Source organism: Agrococcus lahaulensis DSM 17612 (genome assembly GCF_000425105.1).
Lineage (GTDB): Bacteria > Actinomycetota > Actinomycetes > Actinomycetales > Microbacteriaceae > Agrococcus > Agrococcus lahaulensis.
On record NZ_AULD01000006.1, the window covers coordinates 471,899 to 496,422 of the forward strand.

General features: G+C 72.3%; 24 protein-coding genes, 1 tRNA gene and 1 other annotated feature. Of the genes, 11 read left to right on the forward strand and 14 right to left on the reverse strand.

What is annotated here, in order from left to right:
• Positions 1–19: 19 nt before the first annotated feature.
• Positions 20–1,717 (reverse strand): dihydroxy-acid dehydratase, encoded by a 1,698-nt coding sequence (gene ilvD, locus H508_RS0107065; RefSeq protein ID WP_021010024.1) that lies wholly within the window; start codon positions 1,715–1,717, stop codon positions 20–22.
• A gap of 91 nt (positions 1,718–1,808) precedes the next feature.
• Here ilvD and H508_RS15095 point away from each other — a divergent pair, with 91 nt between their 5' ends.
• Positions 1,809–2,654 (forward strand): sugar phosphate isomerase/epimerase family protein, encoded by an 846-nt coding sequence (locus tag H508_RS15095; RefSeq protein ID WP_021010023.1) that lies wholly within the window; start codon positions 1,809–1,811, stop codon positions 2,652–2,654.
• An 8-nt stretch (positions 2,655–2,662) separates the two neighbouring features.
• Here the strand turns inward: H508_RS15095 and H508_RS0107075 are convergent, their stop codons facing one another.
• The 5 genes from H508_RS0107075 to H508_RS0107095 all read right to left on the reverse strand — a co-directional run bounded on the left by H508_RS0107075 (position 2,663) and on the right by H508_RS0107095 (position 11,742).
• On the reverse strand, positions 2,663–4,339 hold the full coding sequence (locus H508_RS0107075) for a long-chain-fatty-acid--CoA ligase (protein ID WP_026373536.1): 1,677 nt from the start codon (positions 4,337–4,339) through the stop codon (positions 2,663–2,665).
• Between the two features lie 11 nt (positions 4,340–4,350).
• Complete coding sequence (locus H508_RS0107080) at positions 4,351–6,534, reverse strand: hypothetical protein (protein ID WP_026373537.1); 2,184 nt, start codon at positions 6,532–6,534, stop codon at positions 4,351–4,353.
• Positions 6,531–9,452, reverse strand: coding sequence for an MMPL family transporter (locus H508_RS15100; protein WP_051222920.1), 2,922 nt, complete (start codon positions 9,450–9,452; stop codon positions 6,531–6,533). The genes H508_RS0107080 and H508_RS15100 overlap by 4 nt, the downstream gene beginning before the upstream one ends.
• Positions 9,452–10,024, reverse strand: coding sequence for a TetR/AcrR family transcriptional regulator (locus H508_RS17400; RefSeq protein ID WP_051222921.1), 573 nt, complete (start codon positions 10,022–10,024; stop codon positions 9,452–9,454). Before H508_RS17400 ends, H508_RS15100 begins: the two co-directional genes overlap by 1 nt.
• A gap of 80 nt (positions 10,025–10,104) precedes the next feature.
• Positions 10,105–11,742, reverse strand: coding sequence for an HNH endonuclease signature motif containing protein (locus H508_RS0107095; protein WP_026373538.1), 1,638 nt, complete (start codon positions 11,740–11,742; stop codon positions 10,105–10,107).
• A 128-nt stretch (positions 11,743–11,870) separates the two neighbouring features.
• On the opposite strand from H508_RS0107095, the gene H508_RS0107100 reads away from it, so the two are divergent.
• The 3 genes from H508_RS0107100 to H508_RS0107110 are packed head-to-tail and all read left to right on the forward strand — an operon-like array spanning position 11,871 to position 14,240.
• Positions 11,871–12,098: a hypothetical protein gene (locus tag H508_RS0107100; RefSeq protein WP_026373539.1), complete on the forward strand. Its 228-nt coding sequence runs from the start codon at positions 11,871–11,873 to the stop codon at positions 12,096–12,098.
• Positions 12,099–12,102: 4 nt separating this feature from the next.
• The gene (locus tag H508_RS0107105; protein ID WP_026373540.1) at positions 12,103–12,981 is read left to right on the forward strand and encodes a PfkB family carbohydrate kinase; all 879 of its coding nucleotides are present in this window, start codon (positions 12,103–12,105) and stop codon (positions 12,979–12,981) included.
• 35 nt (positions 12,982–13,016) lie between these two features.
• Positions 13,017–14,240 carry a pyridoxal phosphate-dependent aminotransferase gene (locus H508_RS0107110; protein WP_026373541.1) on the forward strand — a complete coding sequence of 408 codons (1,224 nt, stop codon included), beginning with the start codon at positions 13,017–13,019 and terminating at the stop codon, positions 14,238–14,240.
• Between the two features lie 231 nt (positions 14,241–14,471).
• On the opposite strand, the gene H508_RS16705 is transcribed toward H508_RS0107110, so the two are convergent.
• Both H508_RS16705 and H508_RS0107120 read right to left on the reverse strand, forming a co-directional pair.
• Complete coding sequence (locus tag H508_RS16705; protein WP_084155184.1) at positions 14,472–15,317, reverse strand: transposase; 846 nt, start codon at positions 15,315–15,317, stop codon at positions 14,472–14,474.
• A complete protein-coding gene (locus tag H508_RS0107120; protein WP_026373542.1) occupies positions 15,277–16,368 on the reverse strand; it encodes a hypothetical protein in 1,092 nt (363 codons plus the stop codon). The genes H508_RS16705 and H508_RS0107120 overlap by 41 nt, the downstream gene beginning before the upstream one ends.
• A 295-nt stretch (positions 16,369–16,663) precedes the next feature.
• Between H508_RS0107120 and H508_RS0107125 the strand changes: the two genes are divergently transcribed.
• From H508_RS0107125 to H508_RS17150, 3 genes are all read left to right on the forward strand, one after another.
• Positions 16,664–16,984, forward strand: a complete 321-nt coding sequence (locus H508_RS0107125; protein ID WP_026373543.1) for a transposase — start codon at positions 16,664–16,666, stop codon at positions 16,982–16,984.
• Positions 16,926–17,333, forward strand: a complete 408-nt coding sequence (locus tag H508_RS18010) for an IS3 family transposase (RefSeq protein WP_425393453.1) — start codon at positions 16,926–16,928, stop codon at positions 17,331–17,333. Before H508_RS0107125 ends, H508_RS18010 begins: the two co-directional genes overlap by 59 nt.
• Positions 16,948–17,078, forward strand: a sequence feature (AL1L pseudoknot). It overlaps the preceding gene by 131 nt.
• A 24-nt stretch (positions 17,334–17,357) precedes the next feature.
• On the forward strand, positions 17,358–17,927 hold the full coding sequence (locus H508_RS17150) for an IS3 family transposase (RefSeq protein ID WP_281168372.1): 570 nt from the start codon (positions 17,358–17,360) through the stop codon (positions 17,925–17,927).
• A 197-nt stretch (positions 17,928–18,124) separates the two neighbouring features.
• On the opposite strand, the gene H508_RS0107135 is transcribed toward H508_RS17150, so the two are convergent.
• Positions 18,125–18,197 (reverse strand) — tRNA-Lys (locus H508_RS0107135).
• Between the two features lie 107 nt (positions 18,198–18,304).
• Here H508_RS0107135 and bcp point away from each other — a divergent pair.
• Positions 18,305–18,775, forward strand: a complete 471-nt coding sequence (bcp, locus tag H508_RS0107140) for a thioredoxin-dependent thiol peroxidase (RefSeq protein WP_026373545.1) — start codon at positions 18,305–18,307, stop codon at positions 18,773–18,775.
• Between the two features lie 9 nt (positions 18,776–18,784).
• On the opposite strand, the gene H508_RS15115 is transcribed toward bcp, so the two are convergent.
• Positions 18,785–19,183 carry a hypothetical protein gene (locus H508_RS15115; protein WP_035254229.1) on the reverse strand — a complete coding sequence of 133 codons (399 nt, stop codon included), beginning with the start codon at positions 19,181–19,183 and terminating at the stop codon, positions 18,785–18,787.
• Between the two features lie 138 nt (positions 19,184–19,321).
• On the opposite strand from H508_RS15115, the gene H508_RS0107150 reads away from it, so the two are divergent.
• Positions 19,322–19,570 carry a WhiB family transcriptional regulator gene (locus tag H508_RS0107150; protein ID WP_021010012.1) on the forward strand — a complete coding sequence of 83 codons (249 nt, stop codon included), beginning with the start codon at positions 19,322–19,324 and terminating at the stop codon, positions 19,568–19,570.
• A gap of 69 nt (positions 19,571–19,639) precedes the next feature.
• Here the strand turns inward: H508_RS0107150 and H508_RS0107155 are convergent, their stop codons facing one another.
• The 3 genes from H508_RS0107155 to H508_RS15125 are packed head-to-tail and all read right to left on the reverse strand — an operon-like array spanning position 19,640 to position 23,014.
• A complete protein-coding gene (locus H508_RS0107155; protein WP_026373546.1) occupies positions 19,640–21,148 on the reverse strand; it encodes a sensor histidine kinase in 1,509 nt (502 codons plus the stop codon).
• A gap of 4 nt (positions 21,149–21,152) precedes the next feature.
• Entirely contained in the window at positions 21,153–22,406 is a 1,254-nt protein-coding gene (locus H508_RS15120) for a nucleotide-binding protein (RefSeq protein ID WP_051222925.1), read from the reverse strand.
• Positions 22,403–23,014 (reverse strand): SAF domain-containing protein, encoded by a 612-nt coding sequence (locus H508_RS15125; RefSeq protein WP_035254231.1) that lies wholly within the window; start codon positions 23,012–23,014, stop codon positions 22,403–22,405. The genes H508_RS15120 and H508_RS15125 overlap by 4 nt, the downstream gene beginning before the upstream one ends.
• A 109-nt stretch (positions 23,015–23,123) precedes the next feature.
• On the opposite strand from H508_RS15125, the gene H508_RS15130 reads away from it, so the two are divergent.
• The gene (locus H508_RS15130; RefSeq protein ID WP_035254233.1) at positions 23,124–23,372 is read left to right on the forward strand and encodes a helix-turn-helix domain-containing protein; all 249 of its coding nucleotides are present in this window, start codon (positions 23,124–23,126) and stop codon (positions 23,370–23,372) included.
• 10 nt (positions 23,373–23,382) lie between these two features.
• Here the strand turns inward: H508_RS15130 and H508_RS0107175 are convergent, their stop codons facing one another.
• Positions 23,383–23,952 (reverse strand): hypothetical protein, encoded by a 570-nt coding sequence (locus tag H508_RS0107175; RefSeq protein WP_026373547.1) that lies wholly within the window; start codon positions 23,950–23,952, stop codon positions 23,383–23,385.
• A gap of 179 nt (positions 23,953–24,131) precedes the next feature.
• Between H508_RS0107175 and H508_RS0107180 the strand changes: the two genes are divergently transcribed.
• Positions 24,132–24,524, forward strand: a complete 393-nt coding sequence (locus H508_RS0107180; protein WP_211220848.1) for an Rv3235 family protein — start codon at positions 24,132–24,134, stop codon at positions 24,522–24,524.

The window sequence follows — 24,524 nt, forward strand, 5'->3', positions numbered from 1 at the left end:
GCTGCTGACGGACGTGTCGTCAGCCCGTGACGGCTCCGCGAGCGGCGGACTGCACGAGACGGGCGTACTTGGCGAGGACTCCGCGCGAGTAGCGCGGGGGCAGCGGCTCCCAGCCCTCACGCCGGGAGGCGAGCTCTGCCTCGTCGACGATCAGGTCAAGCGAGCGAGCGGCGATGTCGACCCTGATGCGGTCTCCGTCGCGCACGAAGGCGATCGGACCGGAGTCGACCGCCTCAGGGGCGATGTGGCCGATGCACAGGCCGGTTGTGCCGCCTGAGAATCTGCCGTCCGTCAACAGTAGTACATCGCGGCCGAGCCCAGCGCCCTTGATGGCGGCGGTGATCGCGAGCATCTCGCGCATGCCGGGGCCGCCCTTCGGGCCCTCGTAGCGGATGACGACGACGTCTCCCGCGCGGATCTCGCCGTTCGTGAGCGCGTCCATCGCGGCGCGCTCGCGGTCGAACACGCGCGCGGGGCCCTCGAAGACCTCGGCGTCGAAGCCGGCCGTCTTGACGACGGCGCCCTCGGGCGCGAGCGAGCCGTCGAGGATCGTGAGGCCGCCGGTCGCGTGAATGGGGTCGTCGAGCGCGCGCACGACGGTGCCGTCGATCGGCGCCGGGTCGAGCTCGGCGAGGTTCTCGGCGAGCGTGCGGCCCGTGACGGTCAGCGCGTCGCCGTGCAGCAGGCCCGCGTCGAGGAGCGCCTTCATCACGACCGGCATGCCGCCGACGCGGTCGAAGTCCTGCGCGACGTAGGCGCCGAAGGGCTTGACGTCGGCGAGGTGCGGCGAGCGCGCGCCGATGCGGCGGAAGTCCTCGAGGTCGAGCTCGACCTGCGCCTCGTGCGCGATCGCGAGCAGGTGGAGCACCGCGTTCGTCGAGCCGCCGAGCACCATGGCGACGGTGATGGCGTTCTCGAACGCCTCCTTCGTGAGGATGTCGCGGGCGGTGATGCCGCGGCGGAGGAGCTCGACGACCGCCTCGCCCGAGCGGCGGGCGTAGTAGTCGCGGCGGCGGTCGGCCGACAGCGGCGTCGACGAGCCGGGGAGGCTCATGCCGAGCGCTTCGGCGATGCACGCCATCGTGTTGGCCGTGTACATGCCGCCGCACGCGCCCTCGCCGGGCGCGAATCCGCACTCGATGCGGTGCAGGTCCTCGGCCGAGATCTTGCCGGCCTTGTATGCGCCGACGGCCTCGAAGGAGTCGATGATCGTCATCGACTGCGGGATGGTGCCGTCGCTGAGCTTCGCGAAGCCCGGCGCGATCGAGCCGGCGTAGACGAAGACGCTCGCGAGGTCGAGCCGCGCGGCGGCCATGAGCATGCCGGGGAGCGACTTGTCGCAGCCCGCGAGCAGCACGGTGCCGTCGAGGCGCTCGGCGTTCACGACGACCTCGACGGAGTCGGCGATGACCTCGCGGCTCACGAGCGAGAAGTGCATGCCCTCGTGGCCCATCGAGATGCCGTCCGAGACCGAGACGGTGCCGAACTGCAGCGGGTAGCCCCCGCCCGCGTGCACGCCCTCCTTCGACGAGCGCGCGAGGCGGTCGAGCGAGAGGTTGCACGGCGTGATCTCGTTCCACGAGCTCGCGATGCCGATCTGGGGCTTCTCCCAGTCGCCGTCGCCCATGCCGACGGCCCGCAGCATCCCTCGGCTCGTCGTGGCCTCGACGCCGTCCGTGACGGCGCGCGAGCGCGGCTTGATGTCGATCTCAGGCATGGCCCGATCCTACGCCGCGAGGGATGTCAGATCAGCGCCGCGGCCGCTGCCTGGAACGCGGCACTCACCCGGAGGGTCTACCGTCGTGACCATGATCACGGTGGGGCTGAGCACGATCTCCGTCTTCCCCAAGGGCGTCGAGGACGGCTTCCGCCTGTCGGCCGAGGCCGGCTACGACGGCGTCGAGGTGATGGTCACGACCGACGCGAAGACGCGCAGCCCCGAGCGGCTGCTCGAGCTCTCGGCGCAGTACGAGCAGCCGATCATGGCGATCCACGCGCCCGTCGTGCTGCTGACGACGTTCGTGTGGGGCCGCGACCCGTTCGTGAAGCTCGACCGCTCGGCCGAGCTCGCCGTCGCCGTCGGCGCGCCGACGGTCGTCGTGCATCCGCCGTTCCGCTGGCAGGGCAAGTACGCGCGCACGTTCGAGGATGCGGTGCGGCAGACCGAGCGGAAGCACGGCGTCGAGGTCGCGGTCGAGAACATGTTCCCGTGGGCCGCGGGCGGCATCGACCGGCAGGCGTACCTGCCTGGCATCGACCCGAGCGAGATGGACGTCGAGCACGCGACCCTCGACTTCTCGCACTGCGCGCTCGCGAAGCGCGACTCGATGGAGCTCGCGCTCGACCTCGGCGACCGCTTGCGGCACCTCCACCTCACCGACGGGGTCGCGGCCGAGGGCGGGCGCATCTTCGACGAGCACCTCCTGCCGGGCCGCGGCAACGAGCCCGTCGCGGAGGTGCTGCGCATGCTCGCCGAGCGGCGATGGACGGGGCAGGTCGTCGCCGAGATCAAGACCCGCTACGCCCGCAACGAGCGCGAGCGGCTCCGGATGCTCACCGAGACGCTCGAGTTCGCGCGCGAGCACCTCGCGGTCGATGCGTCGGCGGACGCCGCCGACGACGCCAGGTCCGCCGCGGATCCCGCCCAGCCGTAGCGCGCGCGTCAGTCCGCGAGCAGCCGCTCCCGCACCTCGCGCCGCAGCACCTTGCCGATCTGCGAGCGCGGCAGCTCGTCGACGACCTCGATGCGCCGCGGCACCTTGTAGGCGGCGAGCGATCCGCGGCAGTGCTCGCGGAGGGCCTCGAGGTCGACGTCGCCGTCGACCGTCACCGCCGCGACGACCTGCTCGGAGCCGTCGTCGCGCGGCAGGCCGACGACCGCCGCATCCGTCACCCCCTCGAACCGCACGAGCGTCGCCTCGACCTCCGAGGGCATGACGTTGAAGCCGCCGGAGATGATGATCTCCTTGATGCGGTCGACGATCGTCACGAAGCCGTCGGCGTCGACCTCGACGATGTCGCCCGTGCGGAGCCAGCCGCCCGGCAGCAGCGTCGCCGCGGTCTCGTCGGGCTTGCCCCAGTAGCCGCCGAACACCTGCGGCCCGCGCACGAGCAGCTCGCCGGCCTCGCCGGGCGCGCGGTCGCGGCTCGGCTCCTCGGGGTCGACGACGCGGATCTCGGTGCTCGGGAAGGGCACGCCGACCGCGCCGGGCCGACGCGAGCGGCCGACGGGGTTGCCGAGCACGACGGGCGATGCCTCGGTCATGCCGTAGCCCTCGACGAGCAGGCCGCCCGTCGCGGCCTCCCACCGCTCGAGGATCTCGGTCGTGAGCGGCATCGCGCCCGAGATCGCGAAGCGTGCCGAGGAGAGGTCGATGCCGCGCTCGACCGCGGCGCGCGCCAGCCGGTCGTAGATCGGCGGCACCGCCGGCAGGAAGGTGGGCGGATGCTTCCTGGCGGCCGCGAGCACGAGCTCGACGTCGGGCTTCGGGAAGAGCACGAGCCGCGCTCCGATGCTCATCGCGAAGGTGAGGCACAGCGTGAGCCCGTAGGCGTGGAACATGGGGAGCACCGCGTAGACGGTCTCCCGGCCCGCGACGAGGCCGGGCACCCACGCGCGGCCCTGGGCCGCGTTCGCGCCGAGGTTGCGGTGCGTGAGCATCGCGCCCTTCGGCGAGCCGGTCGTGCCGCTCGTGTACTGGATGACGGCGAGGTCGTCGGCGCCCGGGCGCGCGTGCGACTCGAAGATCGCGCCCTGGTCGAGCAGCCGCGGCCACGGCATCGCGCCGCGAGCCGGCGCGGTGAGCTGAGCGCGGGCGGCGCGGGCCTTCGCGATCGGCAGGCGCAGCGCGAGGCGCTTGGCGAGCGGCATGCTCGAGGTCATGTCGACCGCGACGACGTGCCGCACGCCCGGCATCTCCTGCACGAGCGGCGCGACCTTGTCCCATGCGATCGCGACGGCCGCGCCGTGGTCGCGGAACTGGTGCTCGAGCTCGGCGCGCGTGTACAGCGGGTTGTGCTCGACGACGACGGCGCCGAGCCGCAGCGCGGCGTAGAAGGCGACGATGTGCTCGGGGCAGTTCGGGAGCACGAGCGCGACGCGGTCGCCCGCGGCGACGCCGAGCCGCCGCAGGCCCTCCGCCGCTCGGGCGACGCGGCGGCCGAGCTCGGCGTAGGTCGTCTCGGCGCCGAAGAACTCGAGCGCGACGCTGTCGCCGAACCGCCGCACCGCGTCGTCGAGGAGGTCGAGGAGCGAGCCGTCGGGCACCTCGATCTCGGCCGGCACACCCTCGCCGTAGTGCCGCAGCCACGGCCGCTCGGCCACGCCTCCACCGTCCACGTCGCCCTCCCTCACGCGCTCGCCGGCGCCAGGCTATCGAGCGCCCTGATGCGCTCGGCCGTTTCCCGCCTGCGCATCGACCGCACGGCGAGCAGCGACGCGAGCAGCCCGATCGCGAGGAAGAGCACGAGCATCGCGATCGAGCCGCCCGACCAGCCCGAGCCCGCTGCCGCCGCGACGAGCGCGTCGACGGCGTGCGTCATCGGCAGCGCGGGAGCGATCGACGCGAAGGCGGAGCCGAGCACGTCGCGCGGCAGCACGCCGCCCGCGGCGACCGCCTGGAGCGCGAGCAGCACGAGCGAGACGACGGCACCCACCGGCCCGAGCCACGCGGTGAGCGCGAGGTTCGCGAGCGTCGCGACCGCGCCGAGGAGCACCGAGACGGTGAGCGTGATGGGCAGCGCCGACCACGCGACGCCGCCGACCGCGTGCACGACGAGCGCCGCGAGCACCGCCTGCAGCGCGACGATCCACGCGGAGCGCACGAGCAGCGCGGCGAGCACGCGGCCGTCGGTCTCGGCCGACGCCGCCACGCGGCGGGCCGAGCGCGCCATGACGAGCACGAGCGCGAGCGCCCCGAGCCACAGCCCGATCGGCACGGCGAGCGAGCCGACGCGCGCCTCGCCGCTCGGGAGCGCGCGGCGCTCCTCGAGCTCGAAGCCGACGGGATTCGTCGCGACGTCGGCGAGGTCGTCGAGCTCGCGCTCGCTCAGCTGCGGGAGCGCCTCGACGCCCTGCCGGAGGCCGTCGCCGAGCTCGCGGGCACCGTCGCCGAGCTCGTCCGCGCCGGACTGCGCGGAGCGCGTGCCCGTTGCGAGCTGGCCGACTCCGGAGCCGAGGTCGCCGAGCCCGGCGGCGAGCTCGTCGGCACCGCCGGCGAGCTGCGAGGCGCCGGAGACCGAAGCGCCGAAGCCGCCGTCGAGCTGCGAGAGCCCGGTCGCGAGCTGCGAGGCGCCCGAGCGGAGCGCCGGCGAACCCGCCGAGGCCTGTGCCGCCCCGTCGGCGAGCTGCGCGGCGCCGTCGCGGAGCGGCGCGCCGCCCGCGACGAGCTGCTCGGCTGCGGTGTCGAGCGCCGAGAGGTCGGCGGTCGCCGCGAGCAGGCCGGCGGTGAGCTCGCCGCTGATGTCCTGCTGCGAGAGATGCCCGAGCGCGCCCGCGAGCTGCTGCGCCTGGGCGAGCGCAGCGGGATCGGTCGCGGGGTCGGCCTGCAGCGCGTCGAGGAGCGTTGCCGCGAGCGCGGCCTGGCCGTCGAGCGCCGCCTCGAGGTCGTCGATGCCGCCTGCCTCGGCGGCGCCGCCGAGCCCGGCGCGCAGCTCGTCGCCGGCTTGCTGCACGCCGCGCGCGAACTGCTCGGCGCCGTCGGTGTAGGCGTCGACGCCGTCGCTGAGCGACCTCGCGCCTTCGGCGAGCGCGTCGACGCCGCCGGTGTAGTCGTCGAGGCCGTCGCGCAGCTGCGCCGCGCCGCTCGAGAGCTGACCGATGCCGGCGTCGGCGCCCCCGAGCCCGGTCGCGAGCTGCCGCGCGCCGTCGGCGAGCTGGTCGGCGCCGTCCCGTGCGGAGCCCGCGCCGGTGCCGAGCTGATCGAGGCCGTCGGCGAGGTCCCCGAGCCCCGACTCGAGCTCCCCGCCTCCCGCGCCGAGCGCATCCGCCCCGTCGGCCGCCGTGCCGAGCTGCTCGCCGAGCGTGCCGAGGCCCCCGTAGAGGCCCGAGATGAAGCCGCTCGTGACGACGTCGCCGAACGAGGCGACGATCGACTCGCCCGTCTCGCTCGCGAGGCTCGTCGCGAGCCCGCTCGAGGCGGCGTCGGTGACGATCTCGATGCCGGCCTGCCGCGGGTCGTCGCCCTGCAGGCTCAGGACGCGCTCCGAGAAGTCCTCCGGGATCGTGACGACGGCGCGCACGTCACCCTCCGCGAGCGCCTCCTCGGCGTCCTCGGCGTTCAGGATGCGGAACTCGAAGCCGTCCTCCTCGTCGCCGACGAGGTCGGTGACGACCTGCCGGCCGGCGAACATGACCGACTCGGTGCCGTCCTCGGCGGTCGTCGTGAGCATGCGGTCGCTGTTGACGACGGCTGCGGGCACGTCGCGGTCGCCGTCGAGGGCGGGGCCGATCGACCACGCCGCGAGCGCGGCGACGGCGAAGGGCGTGACGGCCGCCGTCGTGAGGGCGACGGCCTTCTTGAGCGAGGTGGTCATCGGTCTGCTCCCGTGGTCGCGAGCGCCTCGGTGGGCGGGTCGTCCGGCTCCGCGCCGGTGGCTGCGGTGGACGCGGCGGATGCGGCTTCGGCGGCGAGGCGGTCCTCCTCGGCCGCGTCGGCGGGCTCGACATCGATCGCGGCGCGGCCGTGCGCCTCCGGCGCGGCCTCGCTCGTGACGATCGTGGTGTCGGGCCCCATGAGGCGCGCCGCGACGCCCGCGGCGCCGGTCGGCGCGCCGGCGGCGGCGTCGATCCACACGAGGCTCGGGCTGCGCAGGGCCGCGGTCGCGAGCAGCACCGCGGCCCGCTCGAGCGGCGTCAGGCGCGAGAGCGGCGCGGCGGCGTCGATCGGCGCGCCGAGCGCCTCGGCGGCGCGATCGACGAGCGCCTCCGCCCGGCGGTCGAGCACGGGCCCGGGCGCGAAGGGGCTGCGGAGCGCGAGCGCGGCTCGCGCGGCCTGCTGCGCCGACTCGACGTGCCCGTCGAGGTCGACGATCGCGACGCGGCCCCGGATGGTCGCGACGTCGCCCGGCAGCGCGGCGCCGCCGAGCTGCGCGCGACCGGCCGCGTCGACGTCGCCGACGAGGGCGTGCGCGAGCCGCTGGCGGTCGGCGAAGGCGCCGCCGAGCCGCACGACCGCGCCGCGCGGGGCGGTGAGCGTCCACGACGCGTCCCCCGGCTGCCGCCAGTCCACCTCGGGACGGAAGCGCTCGAGCGCGAGGTGGCCTCCCGCATCCGCCGCCCACGACAGCGCTTCGCGGTGCCGGCCGAGGGCCTCGCCCTCGACGTCCATCTCGGGCATCGCGCGGTCGAGCCAGCGCGGCAGCCACCACGCGCGCTCCCCCATGAGCGTCATGAGCGCGGGGATGAGCGTCATGCGCACGAGGAACGCGTCGACCGCGACGCCGACGGCGAGGCCGAGCGCGATGGCCTTGATCATCGCCATGCCCTCGGGCACGAAGGCGAAGAAGACGAAGAACATGATGAGCGCGGCGGCGGTGACCACTCGAGCGTTCGCCGCGAAGCCGTGGCGGACGGCGCTCACGGCGTCGTGGCCGTGCGCGTGAGCCTCGCGCATGCCCGAGACGAGGAACATCTGGTAGTCCATCGCGAGGCCGAAGAGCACCGCCATGAGCAGCACGGGCATGAACGACAGGATCGGCCCGGGCTCGGCATGCAGGAGCTCGATGCCCCAGCCCCACTGCATGACCGCGACGACGACGCCGAAGGCGGCGAGCACCGAGCCGATGAAGCCGAGCGCGGCGGTCACGGGCACGAGGATCGAGCGGAAGACGAGCATGAGCAGCACGATCGCGAGCGAGACGACGACGATGCCGAAGGGCAGCAGCGCGTCCTGCAGCCGCTGCGAGACGTCGATCTGCACGGCCGTCGCGCCCGTGACGGCGATCGCGGTGCCGTGCTCCTCCTCGAGCGCGGGGGCGGCGTCGCGGATGGCCCGCACGACGTCGGCGGTCGCGGGGTCGGCGGGACCGGTCTCGGCGATCACCTGCACGATCGCGGTGTCGACCGTCTCGTCGGGGAAGGCGCTGCCGATGCGCTCGACGCCGGGGATCTCGGCGAGGTCGTCGGCGAGCGCCTCGAGCACCGGCAGCACGTCGGTGACCTGCGTGATGTCGGCCATCACGACGAGCGGGCCGGTGACGCCCTCGCCGAAGCCCTCCTGGAGCGTGTCGTAGGCGATGCGCTGCGTCGAGCCCTGCGCCTCGCGGCCGTTGTCGGGCAGTGCGAGCTCGAGGCTCGCGGCGGGGATGGCGGCGACGCCCACGATGGCGAGCACGCCGACGACGGCGAGCCACGGGCGCTTCGTGATGCCGGTGACCCAGCGCATGCCGAGCGTCGGCCGCTCGTCGACGTCGCGCTCGGCGAGCCGCGCTGCGCGGCTGCCGGGCTTCGGCCGGAGCCGCTCGCCGAGCAGCGCCATGATCGCGGGCAGGAGCGTGACGGCGGCGGCCACGGCGATCATGACCGAGATCGCGGCGCCGATGCCCATGATCGAGAGGAACGGGATGCCGACGATCAGGAGGCCCGCGAGGGCGACGACGACCGTGAGCCCCGCGAAGAGCACCGCGGTGCCCGCGGTGCCGACCGCGAGGGAGCCGGACTCGACCACGCCCATGCCGCGAGCGAGCTGCGAGCGGTGCTTCGAGAGGATGAAGAGCGCGTAGTCGATGCCGACGGCGAGGCCGATCATGAGCGCCATGAGCGGCGCGGAGTTCGAGACCGTCACGAGCGCCGAGGCGCCGAGCACGCCGCCCATCGTGATGCCCACGCCGACGAGCGCGGTGATGAGCGGGAGCCCGGCGGTCAGCAGCGACCAGAAGGTGACGAACAGCACGATGCCGGCGAAGAGCACGCCGACGCCCTCCACCCAGGAGATGGGCACGCTCGAGGCCTGGAAGACCTGGCCGCCGAACTCGACCGTCAAGCCCGTCTCGCGCGGCGCATCCGCCGTCGCGACGAGCTCGTCGAGGCCGGCGGGGGTGCCGCCGGCGTCGCGCGGCTCGAACTGCACCTGCGCGTAGGCGATGCGGCCGTCGTCGGAGATCTGGTCGGCCGCGTACTCGTCCCACGGCGCGACGGCAGTCGCGATGCCGTCGATCGCGGCGATCTCGTCGACCTGCCGCTCGATCGCGTCGCGGTGCTGCTCGATCGAGTCGCCCTCGGGCGCCTCGTAGACGACCTGCACCGCGGCACCCGCGACTTGCGGGAAGACGCTGCCGAGGCGGTCGAGCGCCTCTTGCGACTCGGTGCCGGGGATGTCGAACGACTCCTGCATGTCGGGGCCGAGCGCGAAGGCGCCGCCGAGCACGGCCGCGACGGCGATGAGCCAGGCGACGATGACGAGGCGCGCGCGGCGCATCGATGCTGCGCCGATGCGGGAGAGCCACGTGGCCATCAGCGGATCCTCTCGAGGGACTGGGGCTGCGGGAGGCACAGCTCGAGGAGCGTGTCGATGAAGATCTCGCGCATCTCGGCGGGGTCGACGTGCTCGCGCTCGTCGTCGAGCCCATCGCCGAGGATGAAGGCGACGCCCGCGAGGCCGATCGAGACGCGCGTGAGCACGCGAGCGCTCGGGGCCTCCTGGACGAGGGTGCTCGCGATCTCGTCGACGAGCGCGTTGGCGCGGCCGATGACGGGCACGTCGCGGAGCGCGCCGCGCTGGGTGACGAAGACCGAGACCGCGGCGCTGTGGGCCATGAGGACGTCGACGAAGCCGGTCGCGAGCGCCGGGATCGCCTCGAGCTTGTCGGGGCCGGTCTGCGGGAGCGCCGCGACGAGCGCCGACATCGCGTCGATCGCGGGCTGCATCGCGGCCTCGAGCAGCGCCTCCTTCGACTCGAAGTGGTAGAGCACCGACGACTTCGAGGTGCCGACGTCGTCGGCGATCTGCTGGATCGAGCTGCCGAGGTATCCCGTGCGGGCGAAGCGCTCGAGCGCCGCCTGCAGGATCGTGTCGCGAGTGGTCACGAGCGACCATCGTACTGACCGATCGGTCAGAGCTTGACCGATCGGTCAGCGAGGAGGCTGAGCTCGGCGTGGCTGGCGGATCAGAACGGCAGCGGCGGCGCGTTCGCGTGGTCCTGCGCTGCTGGCTCGACCGGATTCCCGTACCACTCGCGGAGCACGGCGGGATCGGGCTCGGGCCAGGTCGTCGGATCGTCCCAGCGGCCGAGGCGATCGAGCGCTGCGCGCTGATCAGCGCGCCGCTGCGCGGGAGTGCGCTTCGGTGGCCTGGCTCTCGTGCGAGGCAGGTCGGTGAAGACCGGCCCGACCGGTTCCGGCAGGTCGTCGATCACCTGCCCCAGCGGCGAGGTCCACCGCAGCACGCCTCCGGGCAGCTGCTCGACGGCCCAGCGGGAGTCGTGCTTGAGGCAGTGGTCGCGGCGGCAGATGTGGGCGAGGTTCGACAGACTCGTCTCCCCTCCCTGCGACCACGGTCTCGTGTGGTCGAGGTCGGCGCGTCGGGCCGGCCGGTCGCAGCCGGGCGCTCGGCAGCGCACGTCGCGGCCGAGGAGCGCGTGCCGCTGCGCCGCAGTCGGCGTGTACGAGTCGACCGTGACTGCGACGCCGGTGACCGGGTGCGTGAACAGCCGCAGCCACGTGGGCGCCTCCCCCGCCAGCCGGCGGGCGGTGTCGAGATCGACGATCACCTTCCCGTCGAGCATCGCCGGGAACCGGTGCCCGGCCGCCTCGGCCTCCGCCGCCGTGCCGTCGAAGCACAGCGCGTCCGCGGGCATCACGATCATCGGCCTGACCTGGATGCCGGAGGTGCCGTGGAGATCCTCCGGGACCACCCCGCCGAGCAGCAGCTCTTCGAGAGCATCCGCGCGGAATTGATCGATCGTGCGCGGATCGTCCTTCGACCTGGCCCTGGCGGCCTGCGTCAGCCGGTCCATCGCCGCGTTCGCCTTCACCGCCGACATGAAGGCGTAGAAGTGCACCATCCCGTCGCCCGCATCGCTCACCTCGACCCGGCGCCGCTGCCTGGCGGTCTCGTGCCGGATCTGCAGCGGCGTCGTGAGCGCGTCGTTCACGAGCTGCTTCGCGCGCGACCGCAGCCGGCTCACGCTCGAGCGCTCCGCCTCATCGACGAGCGCCGCCACGACGCGCTCGCGATCAGCGGCCTCGAGCCGCTCGTCCTCGCGCAGCGGCCGTGTCTCAGCCTCGATGACCCGCAGGTGGCTCGTCGTGATGCGGCCCTCGGCCGCCGCCTCGTGCGCGGCCGGCAGAGTGGTCACGATCGACCAGGCATCGCTCATGCGCCGCTCGACGGTCGTCGACGCGAGCCCGACCTCGACCGCCGCGAACGATGCGAGCTCGCGCAGCATCGCGCCGGTGTCGCCGGGCTGGTCGATCATCCGCTGCAGGTGCTCGGCCATGAGCGCCCGCCGCTCCCCCTCGATGCGCGACGTCTCGGCCTCGAGCGCCGCGAACCGCTCCACGAACTCCGCGTCGAGCCGCAGCCGCCGCTCGGCCGTCGACTCCGGCGGGCGCGGCAGCGGCGGGATCGGCGCGCCCCGCTCTGCCGCGGCCTGCACCTGCTCCTCGGACATCGCGTCCACCTGCGCCGACAGCTCGAGCCAGAACGCGTCGAGCTCCGCATCCGCCGCGATCTCGGCCGCCGAGCGCGGCTGGAGCGGCGGCGCCTCCAGCGCCTCCGTCCCCTCGCCCGGTCTCGTCGTCATGCCCCGATTCTCCTCGGCACCGCCCACACGCGCGCGGCCCGGACGGGCACCTGTGGAGAGCGCTCGCGAGGGCGGTCCAGGCATCCGCGCATGCTCGCGCGCTAGGTTTGCTCGGACGAGGAGGCGGCATGCGCAAGTACCTGTTCAACCCCGGAGTGCTGTCATCGGTGGCGAGCGGCATCGGTGTCGCGAAGGCGACGACGAAAGGCCCCCGCGATTGGCGGCTCGCCCTGCTGTGGGTCAGCTGGGGCATCGGCGTCGCGCTGGCGATCGGCGCCGTGAACCAGCGCGACGAGGGCACGCGGCAGCAGGAGCTCGAGCGCGAGCTCGAGAAGGCCGCCAAGAAGCGCCGCTGACGCGATGGCGGCGTCACGGGAGGACGCGCGCGTCGTGGTCATCGGCGATGCGCTCGTCGATGCGATCGACGGCGCCTCGCACCCGGGCGGCGCCGCGCTCAACGTCGCGATCGGCCTCGCACGCCTCGGCGTACCCGCGCGGCTCGTCGCCATGGTCGGCGACGATGCGCCGGGCAGGGTGCTGCGCGAGCACTGCGAGCGCCACTGCGTCGACGTCGTCGCGACACCCGCACCGCTCGGCACCGCCGTGGCGACCGCCGTCCGCGACGGCGACACGATGCGCTACGAGTTCAACGCTGCGGGCGTCGGACGATTCGTCGAGCTCGCGGGGCTCGAGCCGCTGCTCGACGAGGCGCCGCTCGTGGTCGTCTCGTGCCTCGCGCTCGAGCACGAGCAGCAGGTCGCGCCGCTCCTCGCCCTCGAGCGCTCCTCCGAGCGGCTGCTCATCGACCCGAACGCCCGCCCTGCCTACTTGCGCGAGGCCGGCGCGGTCGCGCGCTTCGCGCAGGGCCTCGACTCCCTCGCCGCCCGGGCGCTGCTCGTCAAGCTCTCGGACGAGGACGCCGAGCTCGTCTACGGCGAGGACGCGGATGCGACCGCCGCGCGGCTCGTCGCAGCCGGCGCCCGCGCGGTCGCCGTGACGCGCGGCCCGGCCGGCGCGACGATCGTGACCCGCGACGGCGCGGTGGACGCGGCAGTGCCCGCCCTTGCGGCGCCCATCGTCGACACGATCGGAGCCGGTGACAGCGTGCTCGCGTCCCTCACCGCATCCGTCATCTCCGGTGCGCACGAGGGCGGATGGGTCGGACCGCTCGAGCGCGCGATGGCGGTCGCGGCCGCCACGACCCGCTCCCCGGGAGGGCTGCTGCAGCTGCCGGGCTGACGGGAGCGGCTCGGGAGCGCGCCTAGCATGGGGCAATGGCTCTCAAGTCGCTCGACCAGTCGTCGAAGCTCAAGCACGTGCTCTACGAGATCCGCGGCCCGGTGGCCGCCGAAGCGGCGCGGCTCGAGGCGGAGGGCCACCGGATCCTGAAGCTCAACATCGGCAACCCCGCGCCGTTCGGCTTCGAGACGCCCGACACGATCGTGCAGGACATGATCGCCAACCTGCACGCCGCGCAGGGCTACTCCGACTCGAAGGGCGTGCTGCCCGCGCGCCGCGCGGTCGTCGCGCGCTATGAGGACGTGCCGGGCTTCCCGCAGCTCACGGTCGACGACGTCTACCTCGGCAACGGCGTCTCGGAGCTCATCACGATGACGATGCAGGCGCTGCTCGACGCGGGCGACGAGGTGCTCATCCCGGCGCCCGACTACCCGCTCTGGACGGCGATGACGGCGCTCGGCGGCGGCACGCCCATCCACTACCTGACGGATGAGTCGGCGGGCTGGGCGCCGGACCTCGCCGACGTCGAGGCCAAGATCACGCCTCGCACGAAGGCGATCGTCGTCATCAACCCGAACAACCCGACGGGCGCCGTGTACTCGCGCGAGGTGCTGCAGGGCATCGTCGACCTCGCCCGGCGGCACTCGCTGCTCATCCTCGCCGACGAGATCTACGACCGGATCCTCTACGACGACGCCGAGCACGTCTCGATCGCGACGCTCGCGCCCGACCTGCTGACGCTCACCTACAACGGGCTCTCGAAGACGTACCGCGCCGCGGGCTTCCGCGCGGCGTGGCTCGCGATCACGGGCCCAAAGGACCACGCGCAGGGCTTCCTCGAGGGCCTCACGCTGCTCGCCTCGACGCGGCTGTGCCCGAACGTGCCGGCGCAGTACGGCATCCAGGTCGCGCTCGGCGGCCACCAGTCGATCGAGGACCTCATCCTGCCCGGCGGGCGCCTGCTCGAGCAGCGCGACGCCGCGGTGCAGGGGCTGAACGCGATCCCCGGCGTGAGCGTCGTGAACCCGAAGGGTGCGCTCTACGCGTTCCCGCGACTCGACCCCGAGGTGCACGAGATCCACGACGACGCGCGGCTCGCGCTCGACCTGCTGCGGCAGGAGAAGATCCTCGTGACGCACGGCACGGGCTTCAACTGGCCCGCGCCCGACCACTTCCGGATCGTGACGCTGCCGTGGAAGCGCGACCTCGTCACCGCGGTCGAGCGGATCGGCAACTTCCTGTCGTCGTACCGGCAGTAGCGCCCGCGGCATGACGAAGGGCCCGGCAACACGCCGGGCCCTCTCGCTGTACACCCCCCGGGACTCGAACCCGGAACCAATTGTTCGAGTCCGCGCTCATGCGACCTCTCGAAACCCGCGTGATTCCGCCAATGTTGGGCACGCGCCGATCTTGCCATGTCCCTCGATATCCCGGCGTGTCCCTGCGTAGTGGACACCAGGTGTCCACTACGACTGCGGTTGCAGGGTCGGTCAGTTCACGTCGAAGCGGGCGAACGTCCCAAGCGACACGAGCCCCTTCAGGAACGACTCTGCGGTCGTCGGGTCGAGCAGCACAACGCTCTCCCCTGTCGGGACTGGCGTATCGGTGTACGGCGCGTACTCGGATGCGAGCAGGTAGAGCGGGATGTCGGCGTGGGGCCAGTCCTCGATGCCCAGATCCCTCGTGACCCTGCGCGCCCTCTCTCGCTCGCGCTCGTCTTGAACGCGAATGTCCCGGGCGAGCCTCCGGGAGGTGACCGCCTGGATGACCTCCTCGCCGATCAGATAGTCGTACAGCCTGCGCCGGATCTGGTGCGGCTGGTGTTCGGCCAACAGCAGGCGCAGGCGTTCCTTGACGGCATGCGCGGCGGCGATCTCGTTGGTCGGATCCTCGGCGGCGAGGGCGGCGTTGAACCGGGCCTCTTGCTTGACGGTGAGGTGCTCGTAGCCGGTGAGCAGCAGTTGCCGGCTGGCCCAGACTTTGTCGGTGGCGGTGCCGCGGCGGCCGTGCAGTTGCCGGGTGATCCGTTGACGGACCTGGGTGACCATGAGGTTGGCGAGGGCGACGAGATGCCACTTGTCGACTGCGATCCGCGCGTCCGGCAGGGCGGTGCGGATCCCGGATCGACAGGTACAACAGCGCCCGCCCGCACACCCGCCTCGGCAACGCCCCACCCGCCGAGTACGAGGCAGCGCACTGCGCTGAGCCCACCAAGTCATCGCGACCGGCAATGACACCTGCATAGACGTGGCATCAACGCGTAGATGTTTCAGTTTCTTCTGTGCTGGGGCTGTGTCAGGTGCTGGACCGGGTGTAGGCAGCGGCGCGCACCACATCTTCGTCCTCCAGTCCAGCTCCTAGTGCTCCGCCCACGGTGGCCAGGCTGGCGGTGAGCCAGCTGATCTTCGCGTAGTCCAAAGCGTTCACTGGGTGACCGGCGACACCGGCCAGTACCTGCTCGTCGATAAGCAGCAGCGCGCCGACCCAGGACAGGATGAATAAGACGAGGTAGAACACCGCAACCCCGATGGCCACGGTCGCGGTGGTGGCCAAATTGAACAGGATCACCTGCTCACGTTGGGCTCGCCGCCGTGGGCGCTCCCACAAGTCGGCTCCCAGGATCAGGGTGGCACTCACCGCCCCGATCGCCATCACCGCCAGCAGGACCAGGCGCACCGGCCCGTAGGCCATGGCCAGTACCCATAGGTCCGAGGCCACCAATGTCAGCATGCCGGTGGCCGCTGCCACGACCAGCGCCCGGGAGAGCCGGGCCACGAAGGCCCAAGGCTGGTTGGCGCGGATCATGCCCAGCAGCAACCGCACGTTGCCGCTCAGCACTCGGGCCGTGAACTGCACGACGTTGTCGTCCGGGCGTTCGTCGAGATCGGTGGACAGCTGGTGGGCTCTTCGAGCAAGATCCCGCTGGGCGTTGAGGTCTTCGGCGTCGTAGCCCAGGAGCTGCCCGACCACGTGCACGGTGGTCTCTTGCACCTTCTGCCGCACGTGCACGGGTCCCAGGGTTGGGACGGAGACCAGTCCTACCCCGTGCACGGGGCTGAGCTGGGCGAGCACCGGACGTCGGCCGGTCTTCAGGGGGATCTCGGTGAGCACCACGGCCAGATCCCAGTTCTCCTCCAGCACGCGGTTTCGGGCCGCCTCCAGCAGGTCCAAGGTCTCGGTGGGTGGATCGACCAGCCGGTCTTCGGCCATCTTCAGTTGCCAGCGCACTCCCGGATACCGCTGCACCAAGATCTTGCGCACCGAGGTGGTGACCTCGGGGCCGAGCACCGCACTCAGGGATGGTGAGACCACCAGGCCGATGAGCAGCTCGGCATCGGAAAGGGGTTCGGCAGGATCGGCGGTGGATCGGCGACGCTCAGCAGTCACCGCTCCATGATGAGGCAACCACGGGCCGGATTGCTACTGGCTCGATGGAGCCCCCAAGGTTTCGTGCAGCACCGCGGGCCGGATTCGGTGGTCGCCTCGATCCCGGAAAGAGCAGTGCTGCTCACTGCGAAATCCTCTCCCCGCCGACGCCGCCAGCGCGAAGACATCACAGCCAGCGGGTCCGGGACCTGCCGGTGTCGAGGACGGCTTCTCGATGATGCTGCAGTGACGGATCGGTTGAAGTGGATCGCCCCGGGGATTGTAGAGAGTCTCATCCAACAGGAAGGATGGGCTCATGCCCGCACCACACAAGTACTCCTCCGACGTCCGTGAGCGCACCGTGCGCATGGTCAACGAGAAGCTGAACGAGAACCCCGGCATGACAACAGCGACCGCTTGCCGGCCCATCAGTGAGCACGTCGGAATCAACAAGAACACGATCCGGAACTGGGTCAAGCAGAATCATGTCGATACCGGCAAGACGCCCGGGGTCACGACGGAAGAGAAACAACGCGTTCTCGAACTCGAGAAAGAGAACCGCGAACTGCGCCGCGCGAATGAGATCCTGCGGAAAGCGAGCGCGTATTTCGCACAGGCGGAGCTCGACCGCCGCTGACAGACATCGATGCTTTCATCGACGAGCACAAAGACGAGCTGGAGTCGAGCCGATCTGCCGCATTCTGAGCGATGCAGGAGTGCAGGTCGCTGCCAGTTCGTATTACGCGCGAAAGAACCGCACGGAATCCGCAAGAAGCATCGCGGACAGGAAATGGGATACCCGCATTGTCGAGACCGATGAGGCTAATCGCGGGCTTTACGGAGCGCGAAAGATGTGGAAAGTGCTGGGCGCGATGTACCCGGAGGACCGGGTGGCTCGCTGCACAGTCGAGCGGCGGATGGCCGCCCTAGGTCTGTCGGGAGTCGGGAACTCCCGCACGACACGCACGACACGGCCCGCCCTGTAGGGAGCCTCGCACCCCGGCGACAAGCTGGAGCGGAACTTCACCCCTTCTGCCCCGAACATGAAATGGGTCGCCGATATCACGTATGTGTCGACGTGGTCGGGTTTCGTGTATGTCGCGTTCATCATGGATTTGTTCTCACGGGCGATTATCGGGTGGAATGTTGATACAACTTTGCGCGCCGATCTTGCATTGGATGCTTTGGAGCATGCGATGTGGGAACGAGGGCGCCGCAAGCACGACGTACGTGGAGTCATTCACCACAGCGACAAAGGGGCACAATACACATCAATCACCTACACGAGTCGTCTTGTAGAAGCCGAGATTGAGGCGTCTGTCGGATCGACTGGCGATTCATATGGTAACGCAGCAGCTGAAGCGCTGATGAAGCTTTTCAAGAAGGAGGTGGAGTGGAGAAACGGGCCATGGTCAGGTCGTGATTCTGTCGAATACGCGGTGACGGAATGGGTTCATTGGTACAACAACTCGCGGATTCATTCCCGATGCAGTGACATGGCCCCGATGGCGTTCGAGGCGCTGCACTACACTCGGTCCCGCCGGCCTGTTGAGGCTCGCGTACTAGAACCAGCTCTCTAGCAAACCCGGGGCGATCCAACCGGCGTCGAGTCGCGTCCGGCACGCGCCCAAGGGACACACCGGGACATGCAGGGGCGTCTGTGCCCGAGATCCCTCGAAACGGGGCTCAGAGCCGCGTTGTGGTCTCGTAGTGGACACTTGGTCCCGCGCACGCAAAAGCCCCGGAGTCCGTTTTCCGCGGAACTCCGGGGCTGTCGTACACCCCCCGGGACTCGAACCCGGAACCAATTGATTAAGAGTCAACTGCTCTGCCAATTGAGCTAGAGGTGCATGGTCTCTCGACCGAGGAACAACGATAGCACAGACGGCGGGCCCGCCTCCACCGGGCCGGCTTCCCGGGGCCGGCCCGACGCATCCGCTCTGCTTGGATGGACGGGATGACCCACCTCCAGCCCGGCATGTCCGCACCCGACTTCACCCTCCCCGACCAGGACGGCTCGAGCGTCTCGCTCGCCGACCTCCGCGGGCAGAAGGTGATCGTCTACTTCTACCCCGAGGCGCTCACCGTCGCGTGCAAGCAGCAGGCGTGCGACTTCCGCGACGCGCTCCCCGACCTCGGCGAGCACGGCTACGCGGTCGTCGGCATCTCGAAGGACCCGATCGAGAAGCTCGCGAGGGCGCGCGACAAGGACGGCATCACGTTCCCGCTGCTGAGCGACGAGAGCCTCGAGGTGCACCGCGCGTGGGGCACGTTCGGCGAGAAGAACAGCTACGGCCGCATCGTGGAGGGCGTGCGCCGCTCGACCTTCGTGCTCGACGAGGACGGCGTCATCACGCACGCGTTCTACAACACGAAGGCCAAGGGCCACCTCGACATGCTCGACAAGCGGCTCGCCTTCCGCGGGTGAGCTGCCGGCTCACTCCTCGCGGCGCAGCCACCCCGTCACGCTCGCCCGCAGTGCGGGGATGAAGATCGCGGCCGAGAGCCCGGCGAGGATGAGCGCGAGCCACACCGGGCCCTCGCCGCCGTCGAAGGTGCCGAGGGCCACGCCGAGCTGCAGCACCGACCACACGACGGCCGCCGCGCGCGACCACGCGCGGCCGTCGAGCATCGCCTTGCCGGCGAGCGCGAGGAAGAGCGCCGCACCCGCCGCGAGCACGGCGAGGAACAGGCCGCCGGCGATGTGCTCGGCCGCGCTCCCGAGCGCCCCGATCGCGAGCCAGACGGCCAGCGCGATCATGCCGAGACCCTCGACGAGCAGCAGGATCCCGACCGTCGTCGCGGTCTTCGGGCGCACCCTCGCGTCATCGCTCACAGCAGAAAACCCTTGCCTCTCCGGAGTGCCTGTGGAAGCATGGAACGTCGGGCGGCAGTGCTGCAGCGCCCAAAGACTTCTGCGCTGCGGCTGTTCCGCGAGCGCGCTCTCCCCCTCCAATGTACAAGGAGCACATGTATGGACTGGCGTGATGACGCTGCCTGCCTGACGGTAGACCCCGAGCTGTTCTTCCCGGTGGGCAACACCGGCCCCGCGCTCGAGCAGATCGAGAAGGCGAAGGCGGTCTGCGCGACGTGCCCGGTCACCGAGATGTGCCTGCAGTACGCCCTCGAGACGAGCCAGGACTCCGGCGTGTGGGGCGGCCTCTCCGAGGACGAGCGCCGCGCGCTCAAGCGCCGCGCCGCGCGCGCCCGCCGCGCCGGCTGACGCAGCAGCAGCATCGAGAGCGGGGTCGTCTGAGGACGGCCCCGCTTCTTGTGGGCGGATGCCTTGGGCTCAGTCCTCGTCGGGCTCGCGGATGTAGGCGAGCGGCACCCGCACCGTCACCTCGGTGCCCTCGACCGCGCGGGCTCCCCAGTCGATCGTGCCGGAGAGCTCCCCGGTGACGAGCGTCTTCACGATCTGCGTGCCGAGCCCGGAGCCGACGCGCCCCGCGGGCAGCCCCACCCCGTTGTCGCACACCTGCACGGTGAGCCAGCCGGCCTCGCGCCGCGCGGTGATCCGCACGAGCCCGTCCTGCTTGCCCGAGAGGCCGTGCTCGACGGCGTTCGTCACGAGCTCCGTGAGCGCGAGCGCGAGCGGCGTCGCGTAGCCGCTCGGCAGCACGCCGAACGATCCGATGCGCTCGGTGCGCACTCGCGCCGCGTGCAGCGACGCGAGCTCGCTCGTGAGCTTCATCGCGCGATCGAAGACGGCGTCGAAGTCGACCGACTGGCTCAGCCCCTCCGACAGCGTGTCGTGCACGACCGCGATCGACGAGACGCGGCGCTCCGCGTCCTGCAGCGAGGTGCGCGCCTCGTCGCTCTTCGTGCGGCGCGACTGGATGCGCAGGAGGGCAGCGACGGTCTGCAGGTTGTTCTTCACGCGGTGGTGGATCTCGCGGATCGTCGCGTCCTTCGTGATGAGCGTCTGCTCCTGCACGCGGAGGTCGGTCACGTCGCGCACGAGCACGATCGCGCCGAGCCGCTGGGAACCCGCGCGCAGCGGCACGGCGCGGAGCGAGAGCGTCACGTGCCGCGTCTCGATGTCGGTGCGCCACGGCGCGCGGCCGGTGACGACGAGCGGCAGCGCCTCGTCGACCTCGTGGGAGTCGTCGAGCAGCTCGGTCGTGATCTCGGCGAGCGACTCGCCCTCGAGCTCGCCGTCGAAGCCGAGCCGGGTGAACGCCGAGAGCGCGTTCGGGCTCGCGAACGTGACCACGCCCGCTTGATCGAGGCGCATGAGGCCGTCGGATGCGCGCACGGCACCGCGCCTGGGCTCGGTGGGCGCGGCCTGGTCGGGGAAGTCGGCGCCCGCGATCATCCGGAAGAGCTCGTCGGCGCACTCCTTGAAGGTGCGCTCGAGCCGGCCGGCGCTGCGCGTATCGGCGTAGTTCGAGTGCCGGGTGATGACGGCGAGCGGGCGTTCGACCACGCGGGTCGAGGGCTCGAGCTCGCGGCGCCGGACCGGGATGGCGCGCACCTTGGCGTCGCCCTCGGCGCCCCACACGGGCGAGTCGCCCGTGAGCGCGACGCCCTCCTCGAACGCGCGCGACACCTGCTCGCGCCACGAGTTCCGCACCGGCTGCCCCACGATGTCGCGGTAGAAGAGCGTCGCGGCGCCCGCGGGGCGCGCGTGCTGCGCGGCGATGAAGCCGTCGTCGTCACCGGTCGGCAGCCACAGCACGATGTCGCCGATCGCGAGATCGGCGAGCAGCTGGAAGTCGGAGACGAGCCGGTGCAGCCAGCGCAGATCGTCGTCGCTGACGGTCCCGTACCGCTGGGCGATCGACGTGAGGCTCGTCACCCGATCAGCGTAGCGCGGCGCTCCACGCGCGCCGGGGCCGCTCGGCCGCGCGCAGCGACGCGCGGCTCGGCTGCGCCGGCTGCGGCTGGAGCGCGAGCGCGAGCTCCTGCACGCGCCGCCGCAGCCGTGAGCGGCCCGCGACGTCGACGAGCGGCCGCCCCTCGAGCAGCGCCGCGTCGGCCGCCCGGCCGTCGAAGGGCCAGCACGCCGCGGGGCTCACCTGCGCGAGCCGACGCAGCGTCTCCTGCACCGCCCGCTCCGGTGCGACGCCGATCGCCGACGGCCGCACCTTGTTGACGACCACGCGCGTGCGTGCGCTCGGCGCGACGGCTCGCAGCTCCGGCAGCGCCCGCACGAGTCGCGCGATCCCGACCGCGTCGCCGCCCGCGACGACCACGACCTCATCGGCCGCCTCGAGCGCGGCGAGCGTCGCCGCGTGCCGCCGCGGCGCGAACATGTCGCTCGAGATCTCCTCGTCCTGCTCGAGGCTCGCGGCGACGTCGACGACCGTCGCCTCGGCCCAGTCGCGGCAGCGCTCGAGCACCTCCGCGACGCGGTCGGCGCCGAGCTCGGGCCAGCGGCTCGCGCGCCCGATGCCCGTGAGCACCCGCAGCACGCCGCCCATCGTGGGGACCTGCTGCGCGATGCGGTCGAGCTCGTCGACCGTGAGGCTGCCCGCGCGGGCGAGCCGCGCGGCCGCCGCGAAGCCGGGCGACTCGTCGAGCAGCCCGAGCGCCGGCGCGATCGAGGCGCTCGTCGTGTCGGCGTCGACGAGCGCCGCCTTGCGGCCGAGGAGCGCGAGCTCGGCCGCGAGCGCGATCGCCGTCGTCGTGCGGCCCGGCGCTCCCGCCGGCCCCCAGACCGTGATCACCCGCCCGCGGGAGCGCGAGCGTGCGGGAGGCGACGCGCTCGACGGGGCCGCGGCAGCCTCGACGGCCGCGAACCCGTCGGCCCACGCGACGGCGTCGAGCCCGAGCGTGTGCGCCCTCGCCCGCTCGGCGGCGTCGTCGGCGAGCGCGATGAGGCGGAGCCCGCGCGCATCGCATGCGTCGACGAGGGCGCGGCTCGCGTGGTGCTCGTCGGCGACGACGACCACGAGGTCGATCTCGGGCTCAGCGTCGGCAGGTCGAACGGCGAGCCGATCGACGAGGTCGGCGGCGGTCGCGGCGCGGATGGCCACGCGGTGGCCGTGACGCGCCGCCTCGCGCACGATCGCGTCCTCGCGCTCGAGCGGCGCGGAGACCGCGAGGACGCTCACGGCGCCGCCTCGACCGGCTGCGCGAGGGGGACGACGCTGAGCGCGTGCTCATCCGCGATCGCCTCGAGCAGCGCCGCGGTGGCGTCGCTCGGCACGAGCAGCTCGAGCTGCGTCCCCGCCGAGGCGAGGATCCCGTCGTCCTCGACGACGCCGACGACGATCGCCTCGTCGACGAGCACCGCGGGCGCCTCGAAGCCGTCGTCGGCCGGCGCCGCCGCCCACACATCGACGAGCGCGCCGGCGCGCACCGCCGTCGGGAGGGCGCCGTCGAGCTCGACCACGACGGCCGATCGCGACCCGGAGTCGGCGCCGCCCACGGCGCGCACGGGCAGCACCTCGCCCTCGCCGACCGTCGAGGCGACGACCATGCCGATCGGCTCGGCGCTCGAGTCGAGGTAGCGATCGAGCGACCGCGGGAGCCGCACGTCGACCGGTGCGACGTCGCCCGCCGCGATCGTCTCGCCCGGCAGGAGCGTGCGCGTCGCCGCCCACGCGCGGTCGCTCCTCGCCGACTGCTGCACCACGAGCCAGACGCCCGCGAGCGAGGCGAGCACGAGGGCGACACCGATCACGAGCCTCGGATCCATCCACGTGCGGCGAGCGGACACGGCGTCCTCCCCTCTCGGATCGCTCGAGCGTCGCAGACCCGCGCGCGGCTTCGCTGAAGTTCTCCACAGGCTCGCCGCGCTTCCACCCGGACTGGCCCACAATGGGGCCATGTCGATCCCACCGCGGCGATTCCTCGCCGTCGCCGATGTCGCCGAGGTGCTCGGCACCTCGCCGACCGCGGTCGTCGAGCTGCTCGAGGCCGGCGACCTCGTCGGCGTGCGCGTGCGCGGGGCGTGGCGCATCGCCGACGACGAGGTGCAGGCGTGGATCGACCGCGAGCTCGAGCTCGAGCGCCGCCGCGGGCTGTGGCGACAGGCCCAGTCGGCGAGCGTCGCCGACCTCTTCGGCCAGCACTAGGCGAGTCCCGTCAGGGCAGCCGCACCCAGTCGAAGGCGGTGAACGGCACGAGCCGCCACGCGCGCACGCTCGAGCGGCGCGGCCGCTCCCCCGGCTCGTGCACCGCGAGGTCGAGGTGGTCGCGGCCGACGCGGTCGATCGTGCCCGCGACGGGCGCGCTGCCCTCGAGGATGACGGTCGCGCGGCGCCGGGCGAGGTCCCGCAGCGCGAACCCGAAGCTCAGCCGCGCCTGCAGGTCGCCGGGCTCGCGCGCCGCTCGCGCGGACGCGACCGCGCCGTCGTGATCGAGCTCGATCCCGACGATCGCGTGCAGCGGCACGATCGCGCCGCTCTCGGCGGGCGCACCCTCGAGCACGAGGCCGTTGAGCCAGTCGCGGCCGAGCGCCATGCGTCGCAGCCGCAGCCGGCCGCCCGCGCGGAGCGCGAGGTCGAGCGTGCGCGGAGCGGCCGCGATGCGGTCGCGCAGCTCGAGCCGGCCGATGCGGAAGCGCTCCTCCTCCGCCTCGAGGTCGCGCCGCTCGGCGCCCAGCTCCGCCTCGAGCTGGCTCTCGAGATCGTCGAAGAGGTCCTCGAACCGCACCTGGCGAAGGTAACCACCACGGCACCGCATGCGCACCGCGTTCTCCACAGGGCAGAAGTCCCCATCACGCGCAGAACGCCGTTACGGCTATCTTCGCCCCCACGACGGTGCCAGCTCGGGCCGCCGCTGGGGGACGGCGGATGCGAGGGGGGCGGCGCGTGGAGATCCACAGACGACGGATGACGTCGGTCGACGCGGAGGAGTTCTTCGACTTCCAGCCGTGCTCGTCGGCCGAGCTGCCCGACCCGGTGCCGCTGCTCGAGAACCTCACCGCGCGCGTCGTCGAGATCCTGCTGGGCGTGCGCGACGTGCAGCAGATCGCGCGCTGGGTGACCGAGTCGACCTACGACCAGCTGACCGAACGGGCGCTCGCGGCGCGCCGCCGCCGCGGCCGGCAGCTCTCGCGCACTGTGCCCGGGTTCGAGGTCAGCAGCGTGCGGGCGTGCCATCCGGCCGACGGCGTGGTCGAGGGCGCCGCGGTCGTGCGCTCGGCCGGTCGCACGCGCGCCGTGGCGATCCGGCTCGAGGGCCTCGACGGCAAGTGGCGCGCCACGTCCGTCAACGTGCTCTGA